Below are 19,979 nucleotides of genomic sequence, written 5' to 3'. Positions count from 1 at the left end.
ATGAAATCCAGAGCATGTACACGATCGGCATTCTGACCAGCTACGCGCGCGGTCTGGTGTCGCCCACGATCATCGGCGTGTACGACGAAAACAGCAATTCGGGTTTCGTCAGCACGCAGCTCGATTTCGCCTTCGGCGATCACTGGCGGATCAAGGCGGCGTACAACTTTATCGAAGGTGAACACCCGTACGAGGGCCTCGGCCTGTTCCGCGATCGCGACGAGGCCAACTTGCGGGTGCGGTATCAATTTTAACAACGCGAACCGTTCGGGAGGATTACGATGAAGAAAAGAACCTGGGCTCTGCTGGTGGCGGGAGCGGCGATCCTGATTACCGCTTCGCTGCTTCTGGCCGCCGGCGAAATCACCCGCGCCAATTGGGGCGCCGCCGTCGGTTTTGCGACGGATAAAAATCCGCCGGGATTCGTCGCGGGCGAAACCATCAGCGCGGCCAACGTGGCGAAAGTCGAAAAACTGCTGCCCAGCGGCATCGCTTTGCTGGTGAAAAAATACAACCTGAAGCTGATCACCAAGAACTACGAACCCTTCGCGCCGAGCAACACCTTCATCGCGGCGACCAACAAATACAAGGGTCAGGTGAAGGTGGTCGACGTGGGCAACAACCCGCGCAAAAAGGGCCTTTCCAATTACAACGCCGGCTTGCCGTTCCCGGCCCCGGCCAACGGTTTGGAAGTCGCCTACAACTACATCTATTCCTACATCGGCGACGATGCGATGAACGAATTCGGCGTTTACTGGATCAGCGGCAAGCGCGGCGTCGAGCGGAGCGAGGAATGGACGTGGGATTACATCGCGCACGCGATGTTCCGCACCGACATCGCGCCGTTGCCGGCGTATCCCGACGCCCAATCCGAGGACAAGCAGTATTACTCGATGACCGTCTGCCAGAAGCCCGCCGACAAGAAAGGCTTCACCGCGATGTACTGGCGCTATACCGAACCCAAGGACCAGGACGGCTACATCTACAATCCGGCGCAGCGCCGCCCGATCCGCTTCTCGTTCGGCACCCGCGGCGACGCGTGGAACAACACCGACATGCTCTACGAGGACGTGCGCGGGTTCATGGGCTATCCGGAATGGATGAACTGGACCATTCTGAACAAGGGGACCTATCTGGCCCCGATGAACTCCGAAATTCCGATCGGCCGGCAGTTCGTCAACCAAACCTACGATTTCAAGACCCCGCCCTACTGGAACTTCAAGGGCAAGTACGAACCTCGGGCGATGTACGTCGTCGAAGCCAAACCCAAGTTCCGCGACTATCCGTACAGCAAGATGATCTTCTACTTCGACGCCGAATCGTACCTGATCCTTTACAAAGAGGCTTACGACAAGAAGGGTCAACTCTGGAAGGTGCAGATCAACGCCTGGAACAAATCGCCCAATCCGCAGACTTCGCCGCCGGACATCGGCACTTCGGTGATCATCGATCTGCAGGCGGAACACGCGACGGCGATGCCCTGGTTCAAATCGAAAACCAATGTCGGGCTGAAACCCGCGCAGTTCACCTTGTCGAATATGCAGAAACAAGCGCGGTAACCGCGAAAAGCGGGCGCGCGGATCCTTTGGGGAGGCGGCGAATCACTCGCCGCCTCCGTTGTGCAAAAAAAGCCTTAGGTTCGTCGGCTCGGCGCAACCCACGACGTCAGGGGGGAGGAGCAAACAACATGAAACAGCTGGGTGTCATCTCACGGACGGCGGCGCTGATCGCGGTGTTGATCGGCGTGATCGGCGCTACCTTGGTGGTCGCCGCTCCCGGCGAGTGTCCGACGTTGGTTTTCCGCGATCGGCCTTTCAACGCCATGTTCACCAGCGACCAGGATGCCTGGATCGTCGGGTATCCCGGCCTGCTCATGCATTCGACCGACGGCGGCCGGAACTGGCAGCGGCAGTGCGAAATCGGCGATCTGGCGTTGTATTCCATCGCTTTTTCCGACGCGAAAAACGGCTGGGTGGTCGGCCGGTCGGGGATGATTTTGCATTCGACCGACGGCGGCCAGACCTGGAAGCCGCGCGAACCGCTTTGCCCCGAGGCGCTGTTCGACATCACGTTCACCGACCCGCAGAACGGCTGGATCGTCGGCAATTTCGGCCGGTTGTCCCGGACGACCGACGGCGGCCAGCACTGGTCGGCCGAGGTGATCGGGCCGATGTCGAACGCCTCGATCAATACCGTGGTTTTCCTCGACGCCAAGCATGGATTTATCGGCGGCGAGTATCCGATTTGGGAAGCGCAGTTGGATGAAACGGTCAAGTTGAGTTCGCTTTCGAATTTGTTTGTCACCAAGGATGGCGGAAACACCTGGCAAGTGGTGGAAGCCGGCACCAAGTTCACGATCTACGATCTCTATTTCGCGGACGCCTTGCATGGTTGGGGCGTCGGCGCCAAGGGAACCTTCATTAAAACCACCGACGGTGGCGTCACCTGGCAAGTTCTACCGACCGGGGTCAGCGCGCACTTGCTGAAGATCGCCGCCGGTCCGGACGGCTTGTGGCTGGCCGGCACCGAGGGGGTTTTACTCAAGGTGGTCGGCGACAAGGTGGAGCCGGTGAACGTCAATGCCTATTCGTGGCTGAGCGCCGTGGCCTTTTCCAAGGCCGGCAACGGCGTGGTCGTCGGGGGCCGGGGGACTTTGCTGGCCACCCAGGACAACGGCGCGAAATGGCAGCTCTACTCCACCAAACCTTGAATGGATGACACACCATGAAAAACCTTCATTTGATCGAGCGATCCGGTAAATTTTTTCTGAAGTACCGTTACGCCACGCTGGTGGCGATTTTGTTGCTGACCGCCGTTTTCGGCTGGTTGGCCACCCGAGTGGTGTTGAAAACGCCGACGATCGAACTGTTTCCGAAAAACCACGAATTCGTCAAAACCTACGTCGATTACGAGACGACGTTCGGCGGCGCCAACGTCTGCCTGATCGCCCTCGAGGTGAAAGACGGCGACGTGTTCAACACCGCGACGCTGACGAAAATCAAGGACATCACCAAGGCGCTGGAGTTGCTGCCGGCAGTCAACAACTACCAGGTGCTTTCGTTGTCGCAACGGAAGATTAAAAAAACCTTCCTGCAGGAGGAAGCGGGCGGCTTGGCGCGCCACCGTTCCGAGCCGGTGATGTGGCCGGACATTCCGACGACGCCCGAGGAAATCGCCCGCTTGAAGCGGGACGTCTATACGACCGGCCGGTTGCACGGCACCATGGTCAGCCTGGATGACAAGGCCGCGCTGATCGTGGCGGGCTTCTTCGACCGCGGGTTGGAAAGCCCCGGCGAAACGCTGCGCCAGATAGTCGAGCGCATCGCCAAGAGCGAGGACCGCAATCCGGCGGACGACGTGAAAAACCTGGAAACGGCGATCGTCGGCCTGCCGTTCACCCTGAACGACACGCTGTTCGAAGCCGTCCAGAAAATCACCAAACAAGCCGAGGACGGCAACACCAAGGTCCACATGATTGGCCGCCCGATCCTGCTGGGCTACATCCAGAGCCGCTTCCCGCAACTGTATAAACTTTTCGGGCTGACGGTTTTCTCGATCATCTTCATCCTGGCGCTTTATTTCCGCGATTTGCGCGGTGTCACGGTGCCACTGGCCACGATGGTGATTTCCGCCGTCCTGAGCCTCGGCTTGCTGGGCTTGCTGAACTGGCACTTCAACCCGCTGGTGATCGTCGTGCCATTTGTCATCAGCGCGCGAGCACTTTCGCACTCGGTGCAATTGATCGAGCGCTACATGGAGGAATACGAGGCGCGGCGCGATCGCGTGGCGGCCGCCGAGGCGACCTACGTCGGCTTGTTCAAACCCGGCGTGCTGTCGCTTGTGATCGACGCCGCCAGTCTGTTCATCGTCATCATCACCCCGATTCCGCTGATGGAACGCCTGGCGATCATGGGCAGTTTCTGGGTCATGTCGATCGTCATTTCGAACGTCATTTTCAACCCGGTCATCCTGTCGATCATGCCGGCGCCCAAGCTCAAGGAAAAGAAAGCCAACTGGCTCGACCATCTCCTGGCGGGGATCGGCGCGATGGTGCAGGGAAAGGCCCGCTGGCCGATCCTGGGCGTGACGGGCGTGCTGTTCGTCATCGGGTTCATCTTCGCGCGCAACCTCGTGTTCGGCGACATGTATCCCGGTTCGCCGATGCTGTGGCCCAGTTCCCCGTACAACCAGGATACCCAACGGATCGGCGAAAAATTCGGCAACACCGAATCGCTGTCGGTCATTCTGGAAGGCGAACTGAAAAACGCCATCAAATCGCCCCAGGTTTTGCGCACCATGGAAGGTTTGCAGCGGCACCTGGAGAAGCTGCCCGAGGTTCACTCCACCAATTCGATCGCCGACCTGCTGCCGGAAATCACGCGCATCATGCACGGCGACAACCCGAAGTGGGAACTGGTGCCCGATGATCCGCGCGAGGCGGGGCTGTACCTGGAAATCCTCTTCGCCGGCGTCGAGCCGGGCGATCTGGCCCGCTTCGTGACCAACGACTTCAAAGACGCCAACATCTCGGTGAACATGCTCGACCACAAAGGCGACTCGCTGCGCAAGGTCGTGGCCGCCGCCAAGGAATACATCGCCGGCCACCCGATGATCGTCGGCGCGGAAGAAGTGGACGACATGGCGCTGGTTCCCGAGGAGGCGAAAAAGCCCGACGGCAAGGTCGAGGTGGCGCGGTTCCGGCTGGCCGGCAATTACGGCGGCTTGCTGGCCGCCATCAACGAGACGATTTTCATGTCGGAGGCGAAGGTGACGATTCTGGCCTTCGGCATGGTCTTCCTGACGGTCATGCTGGTCTACCGCAGCGTGCTGGCCGGCCTGCTGTTCCTGCTGCCTACGGCGATTTCCAACTACCTGACCTATGCGCTGATGGGGGCGCTGGGTATCGGCCTGGACGTCAACACGTTGCCGGTCGTGTCGCTGGGCGTCGGCCTGGGCGTCGACTACGGCTTGTACGTGATCGGCCGCATGGAGGAGGAATACGCCATCAGCGGCGACTGGGGCATCGCCACGACCCGCGCGATCACCACGGCGGGCAAGGCGGTCTTTTTCACCGCGACCACCATGGTCCTGGGCATGATCTTCTGGGCGTTCAGCTTCCTTCGTTTCCAGGCGGAAATGGGCCTCTTGCTGGCGTTCTGGATGGTCATCAGCATGTTGGGCGGCCTGATTCTGCTGCCCACCATCGTGTACCTGATCAAACCGAAATTCGTGACTCGTTTTCGGCAGGTGTGACCTGCCCTTGTAGTGCCGGAGGGTCCCGGTGGGGGCCGGGTCGGAAACGGCCCGGCCCCTGATGTTTAAAGGGACGCAACGATCCGGACTCAACTTGACGGGTAACCCCCTTTCTTTTATAGTCCAACGGTTGTTATTTGAGGGGGTATCAGACGGCAAATGCCGGAAAGGAGCGAACGAATGCGTAAAGTAGCATGGGCGGCAATGCTTTTGCTTGCCTTGACTGGTTTTGCTTGGGCGGGCCAGGGAACTTGGGAACTGACCTTGGGCACCAATGCGGCCCCGAGTTCCGGCTTCCTCGCGGTTTCCGCGGTCGACGAAAACACTTTCTTCACCATCGGCATCAATCAAAATTCGGCCTACGGCGCCCAGTACGCCTGGCGCAGCACCGATGCCGGATCGTCGCTCCAGTGCATCTACTCGGCGGAATTCGGCGGCGGCGACGAGTGCGAAATGATGAACCTGTTCACCTTCATGATCGACGGTGACTGGTACGACGTCGATCACGGCGTCATCGCCGGCATGGGCGTGCCGCAATCGTGCATCGAAGAAAACGAATTCCCGGCCTGCATGTTCGTCTGCATGTTCCAGATGAAGCCCTTCATCTGGAGCGTGTCCGACGGCGGCGACACCTTCACGCTGACCGATGAGAGCGGCAACATCACCAAGACTATCGTCGACGTGAAAGTCGTCGGCGAATCGATTTTCTCTTGCGGCTCGAACGGTTTGCTGCGCCGTAGCGACGATTTCGGCACCACCTGGGTCGATCTGCCGCCTCCCGAGACCGGCATGAATTCGATCATGAACGACATGTGGTGGCTCGATACCGATACCGGCTTCATCGGTACCGGCGCGCCGAGCGAGGAAAAGGCGAACGTCAAGGGCGAACCGAACACCTACGAGGAACTGATGGCGGCCTATCAGGCCAACGTCAATTACAATCAATACGTGCACGGCGGCGCCGGGCGGATCGAGTTGCAGGAATCCGGCTACAAGATGCACACCGACGGCAAGGCCGCGTTCGGCAACCTGTATAAAACGGTCGACGGCGGCCACACCTGGGAAAAAATCTATGACGGCGGCGGCGTGTATTCGATTCTGAAAGTACAGTTCCTCAACGAGAAAATCGGTTTGATCATGACCGACGAGCCCGTGAATGAGAACGGCGGCTTGAGCATGATCCTGGTCACCCACGACGGCGGCGCGACCTTCGAAAAAGCGACGCTGCCGGAATACGGCCCGAGCGGCTCCTCGATGTACGCGATCGACGACGTGCGGATGATCACTCCGAGCCTCGGTTACGCGGCGTGCGCGGAAAAATCCGGCTTCAGCTATTACTCCCTGTTCATGGTCACCACCGACGGCGGCCTCACCTGGACCCACGACACGTTCAGCGTGGTCGACGGTTATCCGGGCAACCCCAACGGCTATGCGTTGATCGCCCTGGATTTCGCCGGTCCCGAACGCGGCTTCGCGGTCGGTATGAACCTCTCGGCGGCCCGCTACACCGGCACCAACGATGGCCCGACGGCGGACGCGGGCGATGACTTCCAGGTGATGGTAGGCCAGGAAGCCCAGCTCGACGGCTCGGGCTCGACCGATCCGGACGGCGACCTGCTGCTCTATCAGTGGACCCTGGTGGAAGGCCCGGCGGAAGTCACTTTCGACGATCCGAACGGCGAACAGCCGATCTTCACGCCCACTACGGCTGGTTCCTACACCTTCGAGTTGGAAGTGTCGGACATCGAATTCCAGAGCACCGACCAGGTGACCGTGACGGTCGTTCCCGGCCAGCCCGGCGACGATGACGACAACGACACCGTGGTTGACGACGACGACAACGACGACAACGACCAGGGCGCCGAAGGCGACGACGACGACGATTCCACCGGCGGCTGCGGCTGCTGAGTATTTCAGACGTCAAAAAGGGCGGCCCCACGGGGTCGCCCTTTTTTTATTGAGCGGGGCAAAGCAGGGCTTCGATTCGCCGTTTGACGCGATTGAGGTTGCGCGTCCAGTCGGGCGCGAGATGAACCTCCGGGCGCCCGGAGCCGGTCAGACGTTGAACGACGATGTGCGGCGACAGCGTTTCCAAAAACGCCGCCGCCAGTTCGACGTATTCGTCCTCGTCGAGCAGCCGCAAGCGGTTTTCGCGCCACTCCGTTTCCAGCGCGCTGCCACGCGTGACGCTGAGCGGATGAAGCTTGACCGCGTCCACGCCCAGCCGGTTCATCGCCGCCGCCGTCGCCAGCAAATCCGCTTTCGTTTCACCCGGCAACCCGACGATCAGGTGCGCGCAGACGAGAAAACCGCGTTCCTTGGCGCGCCGCACCGCATCCTCCACCGCCGCGAAATCGTGCCGCCGCCGGATACGGATCAGGGTGGCGTCGTGCGCCGACTGCACGCCGAGTTCGACCCAGACATCCAAACCGCCGCCGGTTTCGCGTAGCAGGTCGAGCGCCTCATCCGGCAGCCAATCCGGACGCGTGGAAACCGCGAGTGAAACCACGTCCGGGTGTGAGATCGCCGCGCGGTAGACCTCGCGCAGGCGGGGCGGCGGGGCGTAGGTGTTCGAACCCGCTTGCAGGTAGGCGAGAAATTTGTGCGGCTGCGGATGCCGGGCCTGGAAAATCGTGATTTGCCGATGGAGTTGTTCAGCGACCGAGAGCCCGGCGATTGAACGCGGGTCCGGGCCCGCCTCGTTGACGTCGCAGAAGACGCAGCCGTCACCCCCGATGGTTCCGTCCTTGTTGGGGCAGCCGAAGCCGGCGCTCAGGGATATTTTGCGGACCGGAAACCCGTAGCGTTCGCGCAGCCAGCGCGAGAAGGGCAGGTAGCCGGGCGCCGGCCGGGCCGTCAGAGCAGCACCTTTTCGTGCCACAACGGGAGCACGGGTCGGATGCCGTATCGCCGGTTGACCTCGCCGGCGAACGCGGCGGCGCTTTTTTCCTCGCCGTGCACGATGAAGGTGCGCGGCTTGCCGGCGGCGAGCGGCTGCATCCATTCGAGCAGCCCGTCGCGGTCGGCGTGGGCCGAAAAGCCGCCGATCGTGTGAATGTGCGCCGCCACGGCGACTTCCTCGCCCATGATTTTCACGCGTGGCGCGCCGTCGACGAGCAGGCGGCCGAGCGTACCTTCGCCCTGGTAGCCGACGAAGACGATGTGATTTTCGCGGCGCCAGAGGTTGTGCTTGAGGTGGTGCAGGATGCGGCCGGCGTTGCACATGCCGCTGGCGCTGATGATCAGGCACGGTTCCTTGACGTTGTTGATTTCCTGCGATTCGATGGTCTGCCGCGTGAAGCGCAGATTCGGCACGGCGAGCGGATCGCGGCCCGAAGCCGAAATTTCGTAGATGGTTTCGTCGTCGTAGCAATCCGGGTTGTCCTGCACGATCCGCGTCGCGCTGATCGCCAGCGGCGAATCGACGAAAACGCGAAAGGCGGGCAGGCGGCCCTCGTCAGCCAGCTCGCGCAGGCGGTACAGGATTTCCTGGGTGCGGCCCACGGCGAAGGCCGGTATGACCACGTTGCCGCCGTCGCGGTAAGCCTGGGCGAGGATGTCGTGCAGCTCTTTCATCGTGTCGGGCCGGGGCTTGTGCAGGCGGTCACCGTAGGTCGATTCGATCAAGAGCACGTCGGCCGGCTCGGGCGCCTCGGGATCTTTGATGATGGCCTGGTCGCGGTTGCCGATATCGCCCGAGAACAGAATCCGTCTGGTGTTCCCGTTTTCGGTGGCCGTCGCCTGGATGAAGGCGCTGCCCAGGATGTGGCCCGCGTCGCGAAAGACCACGCGCAAGCCGTCGCCGATCGGCACTTCCTCGTGATAGCGGTGCGCGACCAGGTGTTCCAGCGCCTTTTCCGCGTCGGCCGCCGTATAAAGCGGTTGTTCCTGCGGCCGGCCGGCCCGGCCGAACTTGCGGTTGCGCCGCTCGGTGTCGGCCTCGGCGATGTGGGCCGCGTCGAGCAGCAGAATGCGCGCCAGGTCGACCGTGGCCGACGTGGCGTGGATCTTGCCCGCGAAGCCCTCGCGCACCAGTTTCGGCAACAGGCCGATGTGGTCGATGTGCGCGTGGGTGACGATCACGTCCTTGATCTGCCGCGGATCGAAATAGAAGGGCAGGAAGTTCCGCTTTTCGAGCCAACTCGCGCCCTGGTACATGCCGCAATCGAATAAAAAGCGTTCCGCGCCGATCTGCAGCACGTACGCCGAACCCGTCACCGTTTGAATGGCGCCGTGAAATTCCAGCCGCATGCTGTCTCCCTTAGCAGGCTGTTGAAAAAGATCGTCCTGGCCTTTTTCAACCGCGCTCAACAAAAAGCATGGTTTTTCTTTCGCTTCATTTTCGGCAACTTCGGAAGTTGCCGAAAATGGCGATCCATCCCTGGATCGCACGCCGGGTGTTTTTCAACACCCGGCTAGACGAGCAACTCGACGCGTTCCACGTCGGGGTGCTCGAACGAATATTCCTGGTCGGTGAAAGAGACGAGAAACGCCTCGCCGATTCCCTCGTATCTTATCGCATGCGGGGTCCCGGCGGGTAGCGTCAGCATCACCGGGACATCGCCGACGATCGTTTCTTCCCGGCGCCTTCCTTCCCAGACAACGACGACGCGGCAGGGGCCGCCGCACAGGACGATCCATTCGTTTTGCCGATGGTGCCGATGGTTGCCGCGGATCAACCCCGGCCGCAACTGCACGATATGGATGTTGCGCAGGCCGGCGGCCGGCAGCGGCAGATGGTCCAACAGGTTGCTGACCCAGCCCCGGGCGTCGCGACTGGTTTCGACGGGCGCGATGGCGAAAGACAGCAGGGTGGCCGGCGGATCAGTCATCTTCTTGATCGGCGTCGCGGCCCCTGAATTGGCGGATCAGCGTATCGACCATCCGCTTCATCCGGGAGCAGATCAACTCGTAGTACGCCACGCCCATGCCATACGGGTCGGGCACGTCACTGTCGCGCTGCGCCTCGCCGGCCCATTCGGTCAAACGGAAGGTTTTCCCCGTCGCTTCCGGAACCATCGTGGTGATGTAGGTGATGTGCCGCTGCTCCATCGTGATGATCAGGTCGGCGCGCTTGATCAAGTCGGTCGAAAGCGGGGTCGAACGGTGATAGGAAATGTCGAGGCCGCGCTCCTCCATCACCTCCACCGCTTCCGGACTGGCCGGATTGCCGGCGGTGGCGATGGTGCCGGCGGAATGGACGAACTTGCCGCGGACACCGGCCTTTTGCAGACCGGCGCGCAACAAACCGGCGGCCATGGGGCTGCGGCAGATGTTGCCGGAGCAGACCACCAGGATGTCGTTCAACGACGAAGGGGACGGTAGGATCATCGGTTCGGTTCTTCCTCGAATAGCGAAAGCGAGACGCCCTTGGGAACGGTCCGGCCCAGGTGCGCGTAGGCGCGGGGCGTGGCGACGCGGCCGCGCGGCGTCCGCTTCAAATAGCCGCATTGAATGAGAAACGGTTCGATCACGTCCTCGATCGTGTCTTTTTCTTCCGACAGGCTGGCGGCGATCGTCTCGACGCCCACCGGCCCGCCCTGAAAATGGTCGATGATCGTCAGCAGCACCCGCTGGTCCATTTTGTCGAGGCCCTCGTCATCCACGCCCAACCGCCCCAGCGCGCGGCGGGCGATCGCCTGGGTGATCGCGCCGTCGCCCTCGACCTGGGCGAAATCGCGCACCCGGCGCAGCAGGCGGTTGGCGACGCGCGGCGTGCCGCGGCTGCGGCGGGCCACTTCGCGGGCGCCCTCGTCGTCCATCCGGATCCGCAGAATCTGGGCGCTGCGGTGAATAATGGTCAGCAGGTCCTCGGGCAGATAAAAATCCAGCCGGTCGACGATGCCGAAGCGGTCGCGCAACGGATTGGCGATCAGGCCGATGCGCGTCGTGGCGCCGATCAGCGTGAAGGGTTCCAGCGGCATCTGCACGGTACGTGCCGAGGGCCCTTGGCCGAGAATCAGGTCGATCGCGAAATCCTCCATCGCCGGGTAGAGCTTTTCCTCGACCAGCTTGGGCAGGCGGTGGATTTCGTCGATGAACAGCACGTCGCGCCGCGACAGGTTCGTCAGGATCGCCGCCAGGTCGCCCGGTTTTTCGAGCACGGGGCCGCTGGTGCAGTGGATGTTGACCTCGAGTTCGTTGGCGACGATGTGGGCGAGGGTGGTCTTGCCCAGGCCCGGCGGGCCGTACAACAGGGTATGGTCGAGCGCCTCGCCGCGGGCTTGCGCCGCTTGAATATAGATCTGCAAGTTGCTCTTGAGGGTCGCCTGGCCGATGAATTCGGCCAACCGGCGCGGGCGCAGGGATTTTTCGAGCTCGTGCTCGGTCGGTTCGCGGTGCGGGTCGATGGGCCCTCGATCCATCGCTTATCCTTTCGCGATCCGCTTCAACGTCGCGCGGACCAGTTCGGGCAACGATACCGTCTCGCCGAGTGTCTGGCGAACCTCGGCGACGGCTTGTTCGGCATCGGCGGGCCGATATCCCAAGTTAACCAGCGCGCTGACGGCGTCCAGGTCCGTGCCGTGCAATCGCGCCATCGGCGGGGGCGTTTCGAGTTTCGCTTCCTGTAGCAGGGCCGTCGCCTTTTCGCCCAGTTCGACGACCAGCCGTTCGGCCGTTTTCTTGCCGATGCCGTGCACCTTCGCCAGCGCGCGCGTGTCGCCGGCTGCGATGGCCTGCAGCATGTCGGTCGGCTGGAGGTTCGAAAGCATGTTCATGGCCGCGCGCGGGCCGACCTTGCTGACCGAATCCAGCATCAGAAACAGACGCTTTTCCATGGCGGAGGAAAAACCGTAAAGCGAAATGTCGTCTTCCCGCACGGCCGTATGAATGAGCAGGCTGACCAGGGCCGGCGGTTCGGGCAGGGCGTAAAAAGCCTGGGTGCTGATGTTCACCCAATAGCCGACGCCGCCGACGTCGACGATGACGTGGTCGAGTTCCTTCTCCGCCAATTGGCCGGTCAAACGGGCGATCATTTTTTTCTCGTTTCGGCCTGGTTCAACCGTTCGAGCAGGCGGTTGATTTTCCGGCTGTTCAAATGGCAAATGGCGCCGGCCAGCGCGTCGGACGCGTCGGCCATCGCGGTTTCCGGAAGTTGTAACAGGCTTCGCACCATCTGCGCCACCTGGTTCTTGTCGGCGCGGCCGTAACCGACGACCGCTTGTTTGATCTGCGTCGCCGAGTATTCGTAGACCGGCAGATTTTCGTGCCGGCAGGCCAGAATCGCCACGCCGCGCGCGTGGCCGAGCACCAGCGCGCTATGAACGTTTTTATGGTGAAAGAGCGATTCCAACGCGGCTTCCTCCGGCTGGTACCGGCGGATCAGTTCGCGTAACTGGTCGTATATTTGCTGCAGGCGTTCGGCCAGCGCGGCGCTACCGGACATGATGACGCCGCCGCAATCGACATGCCGCAGGGGACGGGGCTCGTTGATCTCCTCGACGATCCCCCATCCGCAGATCCTGCTGCCCGGATCGATCCCGATCACGCGCATGGGGCGAGCTCCTGACGGACCAGGCGCCGGCGCATCAGTCCTGAGGCATATCCGCTTCGTCGAAATCGAAGTTGGACCAGACGTTGTTCACGTCGTCCTGCTCTTCCAGCGCGTCGATCAGTTTCAACATGGTTTCGACTTGCTTGCCTTCGAGTTTGAGAAGCGTTTGCGGGATTTGGGCCAATTCCGCGGTTTCGGATTGGTATCCGGCCTTGATGAAAGCCTCTTGCAAGGTGTTGAAATCCGACACGGCGCAGGTCACCTCGATCGTGTCGTCCTCTTCCTTGATGTCCTCGGCGCCGTTTTCGATCGCCACTTCCTCGAATTTCGCCATCTCGATTCCCTCGCGCGGGAAAACGAAATGGCCCTTGCGGTCGAACATCCAACCGACGCAGCCGCTTTCACCCAGGTTCCCGTTGTATTTTGCGAAGGCGTGGCGGACCTCGGCAGTGGTGCGGTTTTTATTGTCGGTGACGGCTTCGACGATGATGGCCACGCCGCCGGGACCGTATCCTTCGTAGGCGTATTCGTTGATCTGTTCGCCGCCCAGTTCGCCGGTGCCTTTTTTCAGCGCCCGCGAGACGTTTTCTTTCGGCATGTTCGCCGCGCGCGCGGTGGCGATGGCGTTGCGCAGCCGAATGTTGGTTTCGGGGTCGCCGCCTCCGGCGCGAGCCGCCAGCATAATTTCCTTATTCAGCTTCGAGAACAGCCTGCCGCGCTTGGCGTCGGCGGCGCCTTTCTTCCGTTTAATGGTGCTCCACTTGCTATGGCCGGACATAAAGCCTCCGCGAAAAATTCATTATTTGGGCGGCCGATGGCTGCCGTATATTTCTTCCTTGACGAAGTGATTGAATCTTGCCGAGAAGCCCGCTACTTGTCAAGTAAACGGGCGGACTGTCGACGGTAGCGGGCGCCCGGGCCTTCTTCGCTTGATCGGCCGATTAACAACCATGATTTATGCCGTTTGCCGACCGGTTATTGGATGTAGCCCAAACTGCGCAAATGCTCGACGACTTCCGGCGCCAGTTTAATCGGATCGCCGACCTCGGAACGCAGTACCTGCTTGGCGTTCACCCACAAGGAATCGCTCCAGATCAGGTAACCGCCGGCGGGCGGTTGGGGCTGGCCGGTCAGCTCGACCGTTTCGTTCAGGGTAAACAGACCGCTGGTGGGGTGCTTGCCGGAGCCGCCCAGCCAGATGTTCGCCGGACTTTCCTTGCCGCCGACCAGCAGTTGGAACGTGATCGGCGCGGTCTCGGGTTCGGTCATGAACGAAATGCCGTTTTCCTCGTTCGGATTGTTGACGAACGTGACCTTGTTGTCGTCTTTCTTGTCCCACGGGAATTCCATCGAGGTCATCAAGCCCTTGTCGTCGGTGCTGTAAATCGTGTTGTTTTTATAGAGATAAATGAATTTCCCATTGGTGCGGAGCTCGCCCTTGAGCGGCTGGCCTTTATCGCCCTTGCCCCACCGCAAATGCCAGGCGCGGCGGTGGACGTAAAGGCCGCTGGCGAACAATTCGCCGGACAGTTTGGCTCCGGTTTCCGGGTCGGTCGGCAGGAGATCAGTCTTTTCGCCGGGGTCGTTTCGCAAATTGAAGAGCATTTCGCCGAAGTTACGGCTGTTGAGCCGGAACGGCGGCGAATAGAGGTATTTCTCAAAATCGCGGATCAAGGTTACGCGGTCGGGCCCTTGGCGGGTCGTTTCCGACAACAGGTAACGGTTGATCGATTTTTCCTGTCCGCGCACCACGGGCATGAGCGACCGGCCGGAGATGTTGTCCACCGGCGGCAACCCGAGCAGGTCCAGCAACGTCGGCATCAGGTCGATCAGGCTGGAGGGTTCCTCGACGGTCTGCCCCGCCGGCAGGCCGGCCGGATAGTACCAGATGAACGGCACGTGGAGCTGTTCCTGGTACAGCGTAAAGCCGTGTTCCATCAGGCCGTGTTCCATGAACTCCTCGCCATGATCCGCGAAGAGAATAATGATCGTGTTCCGGTCCAGCTTGTTGTCCTGGAGGGATTTGAACAGCACTTCGAGTTGTTTGTCGACGAACTCGATTTCGCCCGCGTAAAGCGACTGCAAGGCCTTGAGCTTTTTTTGCGCGGTATCCGACGGCCATTCGTGCACCACGTCCATAATGTCCTTGGTGGTGCCCGTGACGAGGAGGTTCACGTCGGCCGGATAATGTTTTTTCGCGATATCAACCGGCGGTTGGTAAGGCGTGTGCGGATCGAACAGGTGCAGAAACGCGAAAAAGGGCTTTTCCTTGTGTTTTTGGATCCACCGGGCGGTCCGGCTCACCATTTCATCGGCCTTGGCGTCGGGTTTGATGTAAAAGTCGTCGAAGCCGCGCCCGAAGCCGTATTCCTGTCCCAGGTAATAGTGGCTCACGAACGCGCCGGTCTGGAATCCGGCGTCTTTCAGCGCTTCGCTGAGCAGCTTCGCGTTTTTATCGATGTTGATTTTTTCGTCGATCGCCCGGTGCTCGGTCGGATACAACCCGGTGAAGGCGGAGGCATGGCTGGGCAGAGTCCAGGGAGCCGGAGCCCAGGTGTTGCTAAACCGCACGCCGCGCTGCGCCCAGAAATCCATCATGCCGGTCAGGCCTTCCTTGCTGCCGTAACAGCCAAGCCGGTCGGCGCGCAGGGTGTCGACGCTGATGAGCAGAACGTTGGGATGATTGGGGCTTTTCGCGCAGCCGGTCAGGGCGAGGCAGAACGTGAAGGCCGCCAGGCAGAACAGGAGGCCGCAGTAAAGGCGTTTCGAGGTTGTGTCAGGCATTGGGCTGATCTCCGTCGGTTTCGGACTCGGCGCCATAGCGAACCCGAATCATCTGCTCCACTTTGTCGCGATCGATGAAGACGGTTTCGCCTTGCTGGTTCAAATCCAAAACCAGCACGGCGTCGTCGGAGCGAATCTGGTCCAGTACCATGTTCGGCAGGGCCTCGGCGACCCCGTAAATCACGTTCTCGTAGCTGCACGGGTTTTTGGCGAAGGATTGCGGAAACTCGAGCAGCCGCCGCTTGGCCTGATAAAGCGTTTTGTCGGCGATCGTCTGCGTGGGCCCCTGGCAATTGAGGAAGAAATAGCGGTCCAGGTATTCGGGGTGCGTGAACTTCACCGAGGTGTCCAGGGCGACGTCCAATCCCGGCAGGCAGGTGTAAACCATCGCCGACTGCAATCCCGACGCGGATTGTTCCGCCATCGCCCGGGTGATTTGTTCCATCTTGGCGAACGTCTTGTTTTTATCGCGCGCCCATTTGTGCACGATGATGTAATTGTTGACGCCCAGCGCCAGCCCGATGGTCACCAGGAGAATCGCGGCCAGGACGCGGCGCAATTTGCTGCTGCGCGGATCGTAAATCGCGACGAGCGCGATGGTCGCGCCGATGTTCGGTAAAAAGAAGAAACGCGGCGTCATGTAGGTCATGACCGCCCGGTATTTGATGATCATCGCCAGCGGCAGCGCGGTGACCAGGGCGATCAGCAGGCCGAGAAAGAACACCTTGTTCTTCGCGTAAAAATCGGCTTTGGCCAGCAAAAAAGTCATGATGATCAGCAGCGAAGCCACGACAAAGGGATTTTTAATCAGCCAGACGTACTCGCCGAATTTTTGCCAGATCATGAACAGGTAGCCGATCGTCAGCGGATCCTTCGCCTCGCCGACGTAGCCGCCGAGGCTTTTGATGACCGCGAAGCGCCAGATCATGTAAATCGCCGCCAGGCTGAAATACGGCGTTGTGTAGGAAATGATTTTCTTCACCAGCCGTGCGTCGAAGGCCGGCGGATAACGGTACAGAAACATGAAGGACGCCGCAAAGATCAGGACGACCGGCAACGTGATGGTGATTTCCTTGCAAAAGAAGGCGACCACCGCGGCAAACAGCGAGAGCGCATAGTCGCTTTTACGACGGAAACGGACGAAGCGCAGAAACAGCAGGGTCGAGGCGAGAAAAAACATCGTGCCGATCAGGTCGAAGCGGTTGGACAACCATTCGACGCCGACGCCCGTCACCGGGCTCACCGCGAAAAAGAAGGCCGTCAGGCCGGCGAGCGTGTGCGAACCGGTCAGGTTGTGCATGACCGCGTACAGCAAGCCGATCGAGAGCATGAGGTAGAAAATGTTGGAGAGATAGTAGCCGGATGGATTCGTGCCGTGCAGGGCGTAATCCAGCGCCCAGAAGATCGTGACCGCGGGGCGGAAAAACGCCCCCATGAAGATGTCCGTATAAAACGGTTCGAGCGGCTGCTTGAATTTTTGAATCAACAACAGGTGCAGATAATCGTCCAAGAAAAAGTGCGTTTGCAACAAATCCCGGTAGACAAAAAAAGTCGCCAAGACGATTCCCGGCAGCCAGATCGCCGCCGGCCAGAGTTTTGCTTTTTGTTTCGCTTGCGTCATTCCACGGCCCAATTTTCCTTTCCCGACAGTCGAAAGAGGATAATGGCCACCTTCCGATTCTGTCAACCGACATCGCCGCCGGATGCATTGATTCGCGTGTCTGGCCGGTAAGCGGCCGGCATCCGGCTTTCATTTGACAAGATATCGGGTTATCCCGAAGATGAACGGTGTCGGGAACGGACCACCGTCAAGGGTCGGCAATGAATAAACAGCGAGTGTTTTTAATCATTTTTCTGGTGGGATTGGCCTGCCTGGCGATCGCTTGCAACTCGTCGGAATCGGCGCGGGATGACGCGGGGACGGATGACGATGCCAACCCGGGGCCCGAGCCGGATGACGACGATAACGATGATAACGACAACGACAACGACAATGACAACGACGATGATAACGACAACGACGACTCGGTTCCCGACGACGACGACGATGATGATGACGATGACGATAATGATGACGACAATAACGACAATGACGATGACGACGATAACGATATTTGCGCCTCGCCGGGCGGCGGCCCGTTACAGCCGTTGCAAGCCGGGGTCGCCGTCAGCGATCTCTATGCGCCGATCGGCCTGGCCCTGGGCGGGTTCGGGGGGCGCCGCGGTTTCATCCATCCACTGGCCCACTTGCTCGGCGCCGCGCAGGGTCGTTACGACCGGTTGCAGGTCAAGGCCCTGACGCTCGACAACGGCGAGGACCGGCTCGTCGTGGTTCGCGTGCCGCTCGTTTTCATCACCGATCTGCTCTACGCCAGGGTCATCGACGAGGTTTGCGCCCGCACCGGCGTCAACCTGACCGAAAAGCTGTGGATCAACGCGATGCACACCCATAGCGGACCGGCACGGTTTCTGCCACTGCCCGCGGTTTTCGCCGATGCGGGGCTCGACGAATATTATCAACCGGTCGTCGATGGCCTGGTGGCTTCCCTGGCCGACGCGATCGTCGCCAGCATGGAGAACCTGGCTCCCGCCAAGCTGGCGAGCGGCCTGGCGGATGATTTCGACCCGGACAACCGCATCACCTTCGATCGGCGCTGTCAGGACGATCCGCCGGCGCACAAGGATAACCGGCTTTTCGTCCTGCGCGTCGACCGGGCGGACGATTCGCCGCTGGCGGTGCTGGTCGGGTTGGCGATGCACGGCACCATGTTCAGCGGGTCCTATTACACGTCGGATTCGCTGGGCTGGGTCGAATACGTCATGCAGGACGAATTCGATCAGTCGGTGGAAGTGTTCGCCTTGCAGACCAGCGCCGGCGATCAGGCGCCGAATTACAACGCCGGCAACGAGCATCATGGCTTGGCGGTGCTGGAAATCCTCGGCCGCCGGGTGGCGGAAAAGGCGCTGGTGCTCTGGTCCGATCTGACGCCGACCGCCACGGTTCGCTTTGAAATGGTCGCCCGGCGCATCGCGCTTGGCCGCGAGGAAATCGGCTATCAGCCGGGAGAATTCGGCTGGATCAATCCGGCGACCGGCGTCTGGCACGATTACGAATACGGCGCCATGTACTGTGGGGATCGCAGTTGGCCGGAATACGGCAACCTGGTCGACTGCAACGATCCGTCCACTTCGATGGTCGACGGCTACATGCTTTGCTACGCTGCCGGCGCCTTGCTGCGCGGATTGCTCAACCCGTGGCTGACCACCCAGATCGCCGCGATCAAAATCAACGACGACGTTCTCTTGCTGTTTCCGGGCGAGTTGACCAGCCATCTGGCCGACCGCGCCGTGGAGGAAGCCGCCGATCGCCTAGGCTGGGATCCCAAGCATGTGATCGCTTTCGGCTACTCCAACGACTATCAGTTCTACCTGCAAACCGAGGAAACCTGGATGCAGGGCGGGTACGAAACCAGCGCGTCCCTATGGGGCTACAAATTCGGCGACTGGCTGGTCGAACGCACGGGCGAATTGGCCGAGCAATTGTTCACCCCCGAGGACGAGGACAACCAGACCGGCGCCCCGCCGCCGTGGATTTATTCCAATCCGAATCAGGCGATGCTCGATCCGGAGGCGAGCGATCGCGCGCCGCAAATTCTGACCGAACCCGCGGCGGAATACGAACGGTTCGCGACGGTCGTGGTGGATTGGGCGGGCGGTTTTACTTCCCTCGACGATGCGCGCGTGGTGGTCGAGCGCCGCAACGACGACGAGGATTTCGCGCCGGCCATTCTCGCCAACGGCCGGATTTTCACCGATCAGGATTACCGCACGATTCAGGATTACAATCCGCAGCCGAATTATGTCGACCTGCCGTATCCGGCGGTTCGGCTTCACCAGTGGCGACTCAGTTGGGAAACGACGGTCGATGTCCCGCTCGGAACCTATCGCTTCCGCGTTACCGGCACCTATTGGGACGGTTCGCAACCCGTCGATTACGATCTGGTTTCGACCCCCTTCGAGATCGTGGAGAACAGTCAGCTCACCGTTACCGATCTGGCGGCCGAGGACCTTGGCGACGACTCGTTCCGGATCAGTTGCCGCGGTTGGTATGCGCCGATCCCGGGAAGCCACCGTTTGTTGAACACGGATTATTCGCCGAACGACGCCAGTCCGGTCGAGAGCGGATCGGTGACGGTTTCCATCCTCGTGGAAGGCGGCACGGATGAAGAAGTCCTGCTGCCCTATGATGCGGATTCCGGAGGTTTCGCCGGCATTTTTACTAAGACTCAAGTAGGCTTGAATCATCAGGCTTCGGTGCCTTCCTGGGCAATGGCCGACCGATGGGACAACGGAAATGAACTCGGGGTAGGCCCAATTCCGTTCTAAAAGTGACAACAATTGTCACTTAATATGAAAAAAAGGATACAAATATCCGGTATTTGCTTTC

At 60.7% G+C, this 19,979-nt stretch carries 15 protein-coding genes; 5 read left to right on the top strand and 10 right to left on the bottom strand.

All coding sequences use genetic code 11. The annotated features are described in order from the left end of the window. Nucleotides 1-281: 281 nt before the first annotated feature. The 4 genes from GX444_14225 (at nt 282) to GX444_14210 (ending at nt 7,161) form a co-directional block, all read left to right on the top strand. Complete coding sequence (locus tag GX444_14225; GenBank protein ID NLH49738.1) at nt 282-1,559, top strand: DUF1329 domain-containing protein; 1,278 nt, start codon at nt 282-284, stop codon at nt 1,557-1,559. Between the two features lie 128 nt (nt 1,560-1,687). Beyond that, a complete protein-coding gene (locus GX444_14220; GenBank protein ID NLH49737.1) occupies nt 1,688-2,710 on the top strand; it encodes a hypothetical protein in 1,023 nt (340 codons plus the stop codon). Between the two features lie 14 nt (nt 2,711-2,724). Continuing rightward, nucleotides 2,725-5,253 (top strand): MMPL family transporter, encoded by a 2,529-nt coding sequence (locus GX444_14215; protein ID NLH49736.1) that lies wholly within the window; start codon nt 2,725-2,727, stop codon nt 5,251-5,253. A gap of 180 nt (nt 5,254-5,433) precedes the next feature. Continuing rightward, nucleotides 5,434-7,161 carry a hypothetical protein gene (locus GX444_14210; GenBank protein NLH49735.1) on the top strand — a complete coding sequence of 576 codons (1,728 nt, stop codon included), beginning with the start codon at nt 5,434-5,436 and terminating at the stop codon, nt 7,159-7,161. 46 nt (nt 7,162-7,207) lie between these two features. Here GX444_14210 and GX444_14205 read toward each other — a convergent pair whose 3' ends face one another. The 10 genes from GX444_14205 to GX444_14160 all read right to left on the bottom strand — a co-directional run bounded on the left by GX444_14205 (nt 7,208) and on the right by GX444_14160 (nt 17,153). Further along, on the bottom strand, nt 7,208-8,134 hold the full coding sequence (locus GX444_14205; protein ID NLH49734.1) for a TIGR01212 family radical SAM protein: 927 nt from the start codon (nt 8,132-8,134) through the stop codon (nt 7,208-7,210). Next, nucleotides 8,110-9,504 (bottom strand): MBL fold metallo-hydrolase, encoded by a 1,395-nt coding sequence (locus GX444_14200; protein NLH49733.1) that lies wholly within the window; start codon nt 9,502-9,504, stop codon nt 8,110-8,112. Before GX444_14200 ends, GX444_14205 begins: the two co-directional genes overlap by 25 nt. 164 nt (nt 9,505-9,668) lie before the next feature. Beyond that, nucleotides 9,669-10,085 (bottom strand): hypothetical protein, encoded by a 417-nt coding sequence (locus GX444_14195; protein NLH49732.1) that lies wholly within the window; start codon nt 10,083-10,085, stop codon nt 9,669-9,671. Beyond that, complete coding sequence (locus GX444_14190) at nt 10,078-10,584, bottom strand: low molecular weight protein arginine phosphatase (protein NLH49731.1); 507 nt, start codon at nt 10,582-10,584, stop codon at nt 10,078-10,080. Before GX444_14190 ends, GX444_14195 begins: the two co-directional genes overlap by 8 nt. Then, nucleotides 10,581-11,618: a Holliday junction branch migration DNA helicase RuvB gene (gene ruvB / locus GX444_14185; protein ID NLH49730.1), complete on the bottom strand. Its 1,038-nt coding sequence runs from the start codon at nt 11,616-11,618 to the stop codon at nt 10,581-10,583. The genes GX444_14190 and ruvB overlap by 4 nt, the downstream gene beginning before the upstream one ends. 3 nt (nt 11,619-11,621) lie before the next feature. After that, nucleotides 11,622-12,230, bottom strand: coding sequence for a Holliday junction branch migration protein RuvA (gene ruvA / locus GX444_14180; GenBank protein ID NLH49729.1), 609 nt, complete (start codon nt 12,228-12,230; stop codon nt 11,622-11,624). After that, a complete protein-coding gene (gene ruvC / locus GX444_14175) occupies nt 12,227-12,748 on the bottom strand; it encodes a crossover junction endodeoxyribonuclease RuvC (GenBank protein ID NLH49728.1) in 522 nt (173 codons plus the stop codon). Before ruvC ends, ruvA begins: the two co-directional genes overlap by 4 nt. Nucleotides 12,749-12,782: 34 nt before the next feature. Beyond that, the gene (locus GX444_14170; protein NLH49727.1) at nt 12,783-13,526 is read right to left on the bottom strand and encodes a YebC/PmpR family DNA-binding transcriptional regulator; all 744 of its coding nucleotides are present in this window, start codon (nt 13,524-13,526) and stop codon (nt 12,783-12,785) included. Nucleotides 13,527-13,723: 197 nt separating this feature from the next. After that, nucleotides 13,724-15,532, bottom strand: a complete 1,809-nt coding sequence (locus GX444_14165) for a sulfatase (GenBank protein NLH49726.1) — start codon at nt 15,530-15,532, stop codon at nt 13,724-13,726. Further along, a complete protein-coding gene (locus GX444_14160) occupies nt 15,525-17,153 on the bottom strand; it encodes a glycosyltransferase family 39 protein (GenBank protein ID NLH49725.1) in 1,629 nt (542 codons plus the stop codon). The genes GX444_14165 and GX444_14160 overlap by 8 nt, the downstream gene beginning before the upstream one ends. A 200-nt stretch (nt 17,154-17,353) precedes the next feature. Between GX444_14160 and GX444_14155 the strand changes: the two genes are divergently transcribed. Continuing rightward, nucleotides 17,354-19,918 (top strand): hypothetical protein, encoded by a 2,565-nt coding sequence (locus GX444_14155; protein NLH49724.1) that lies wholly within the window; start codon nt 17,354-17,356, stop codon nt 19,916-19,918. The last annotated feature ends 61 nt before the right edge of the window (nt 19,919-19,979 follow it).

The organism is Myxococcales bacterium (assembly GCA_012517325.1).
Taxonomy (GTDB): Bacteria; Lernaellota; Lernaellaia; order Lernaellales; family Lernaellaceae; genus JAAYVF01.
The sequence above is the reverse complement of the archived record's forward strand: the minus strand, read 5'-3'. Positions and strand labels throughout refer to the sequence as shown.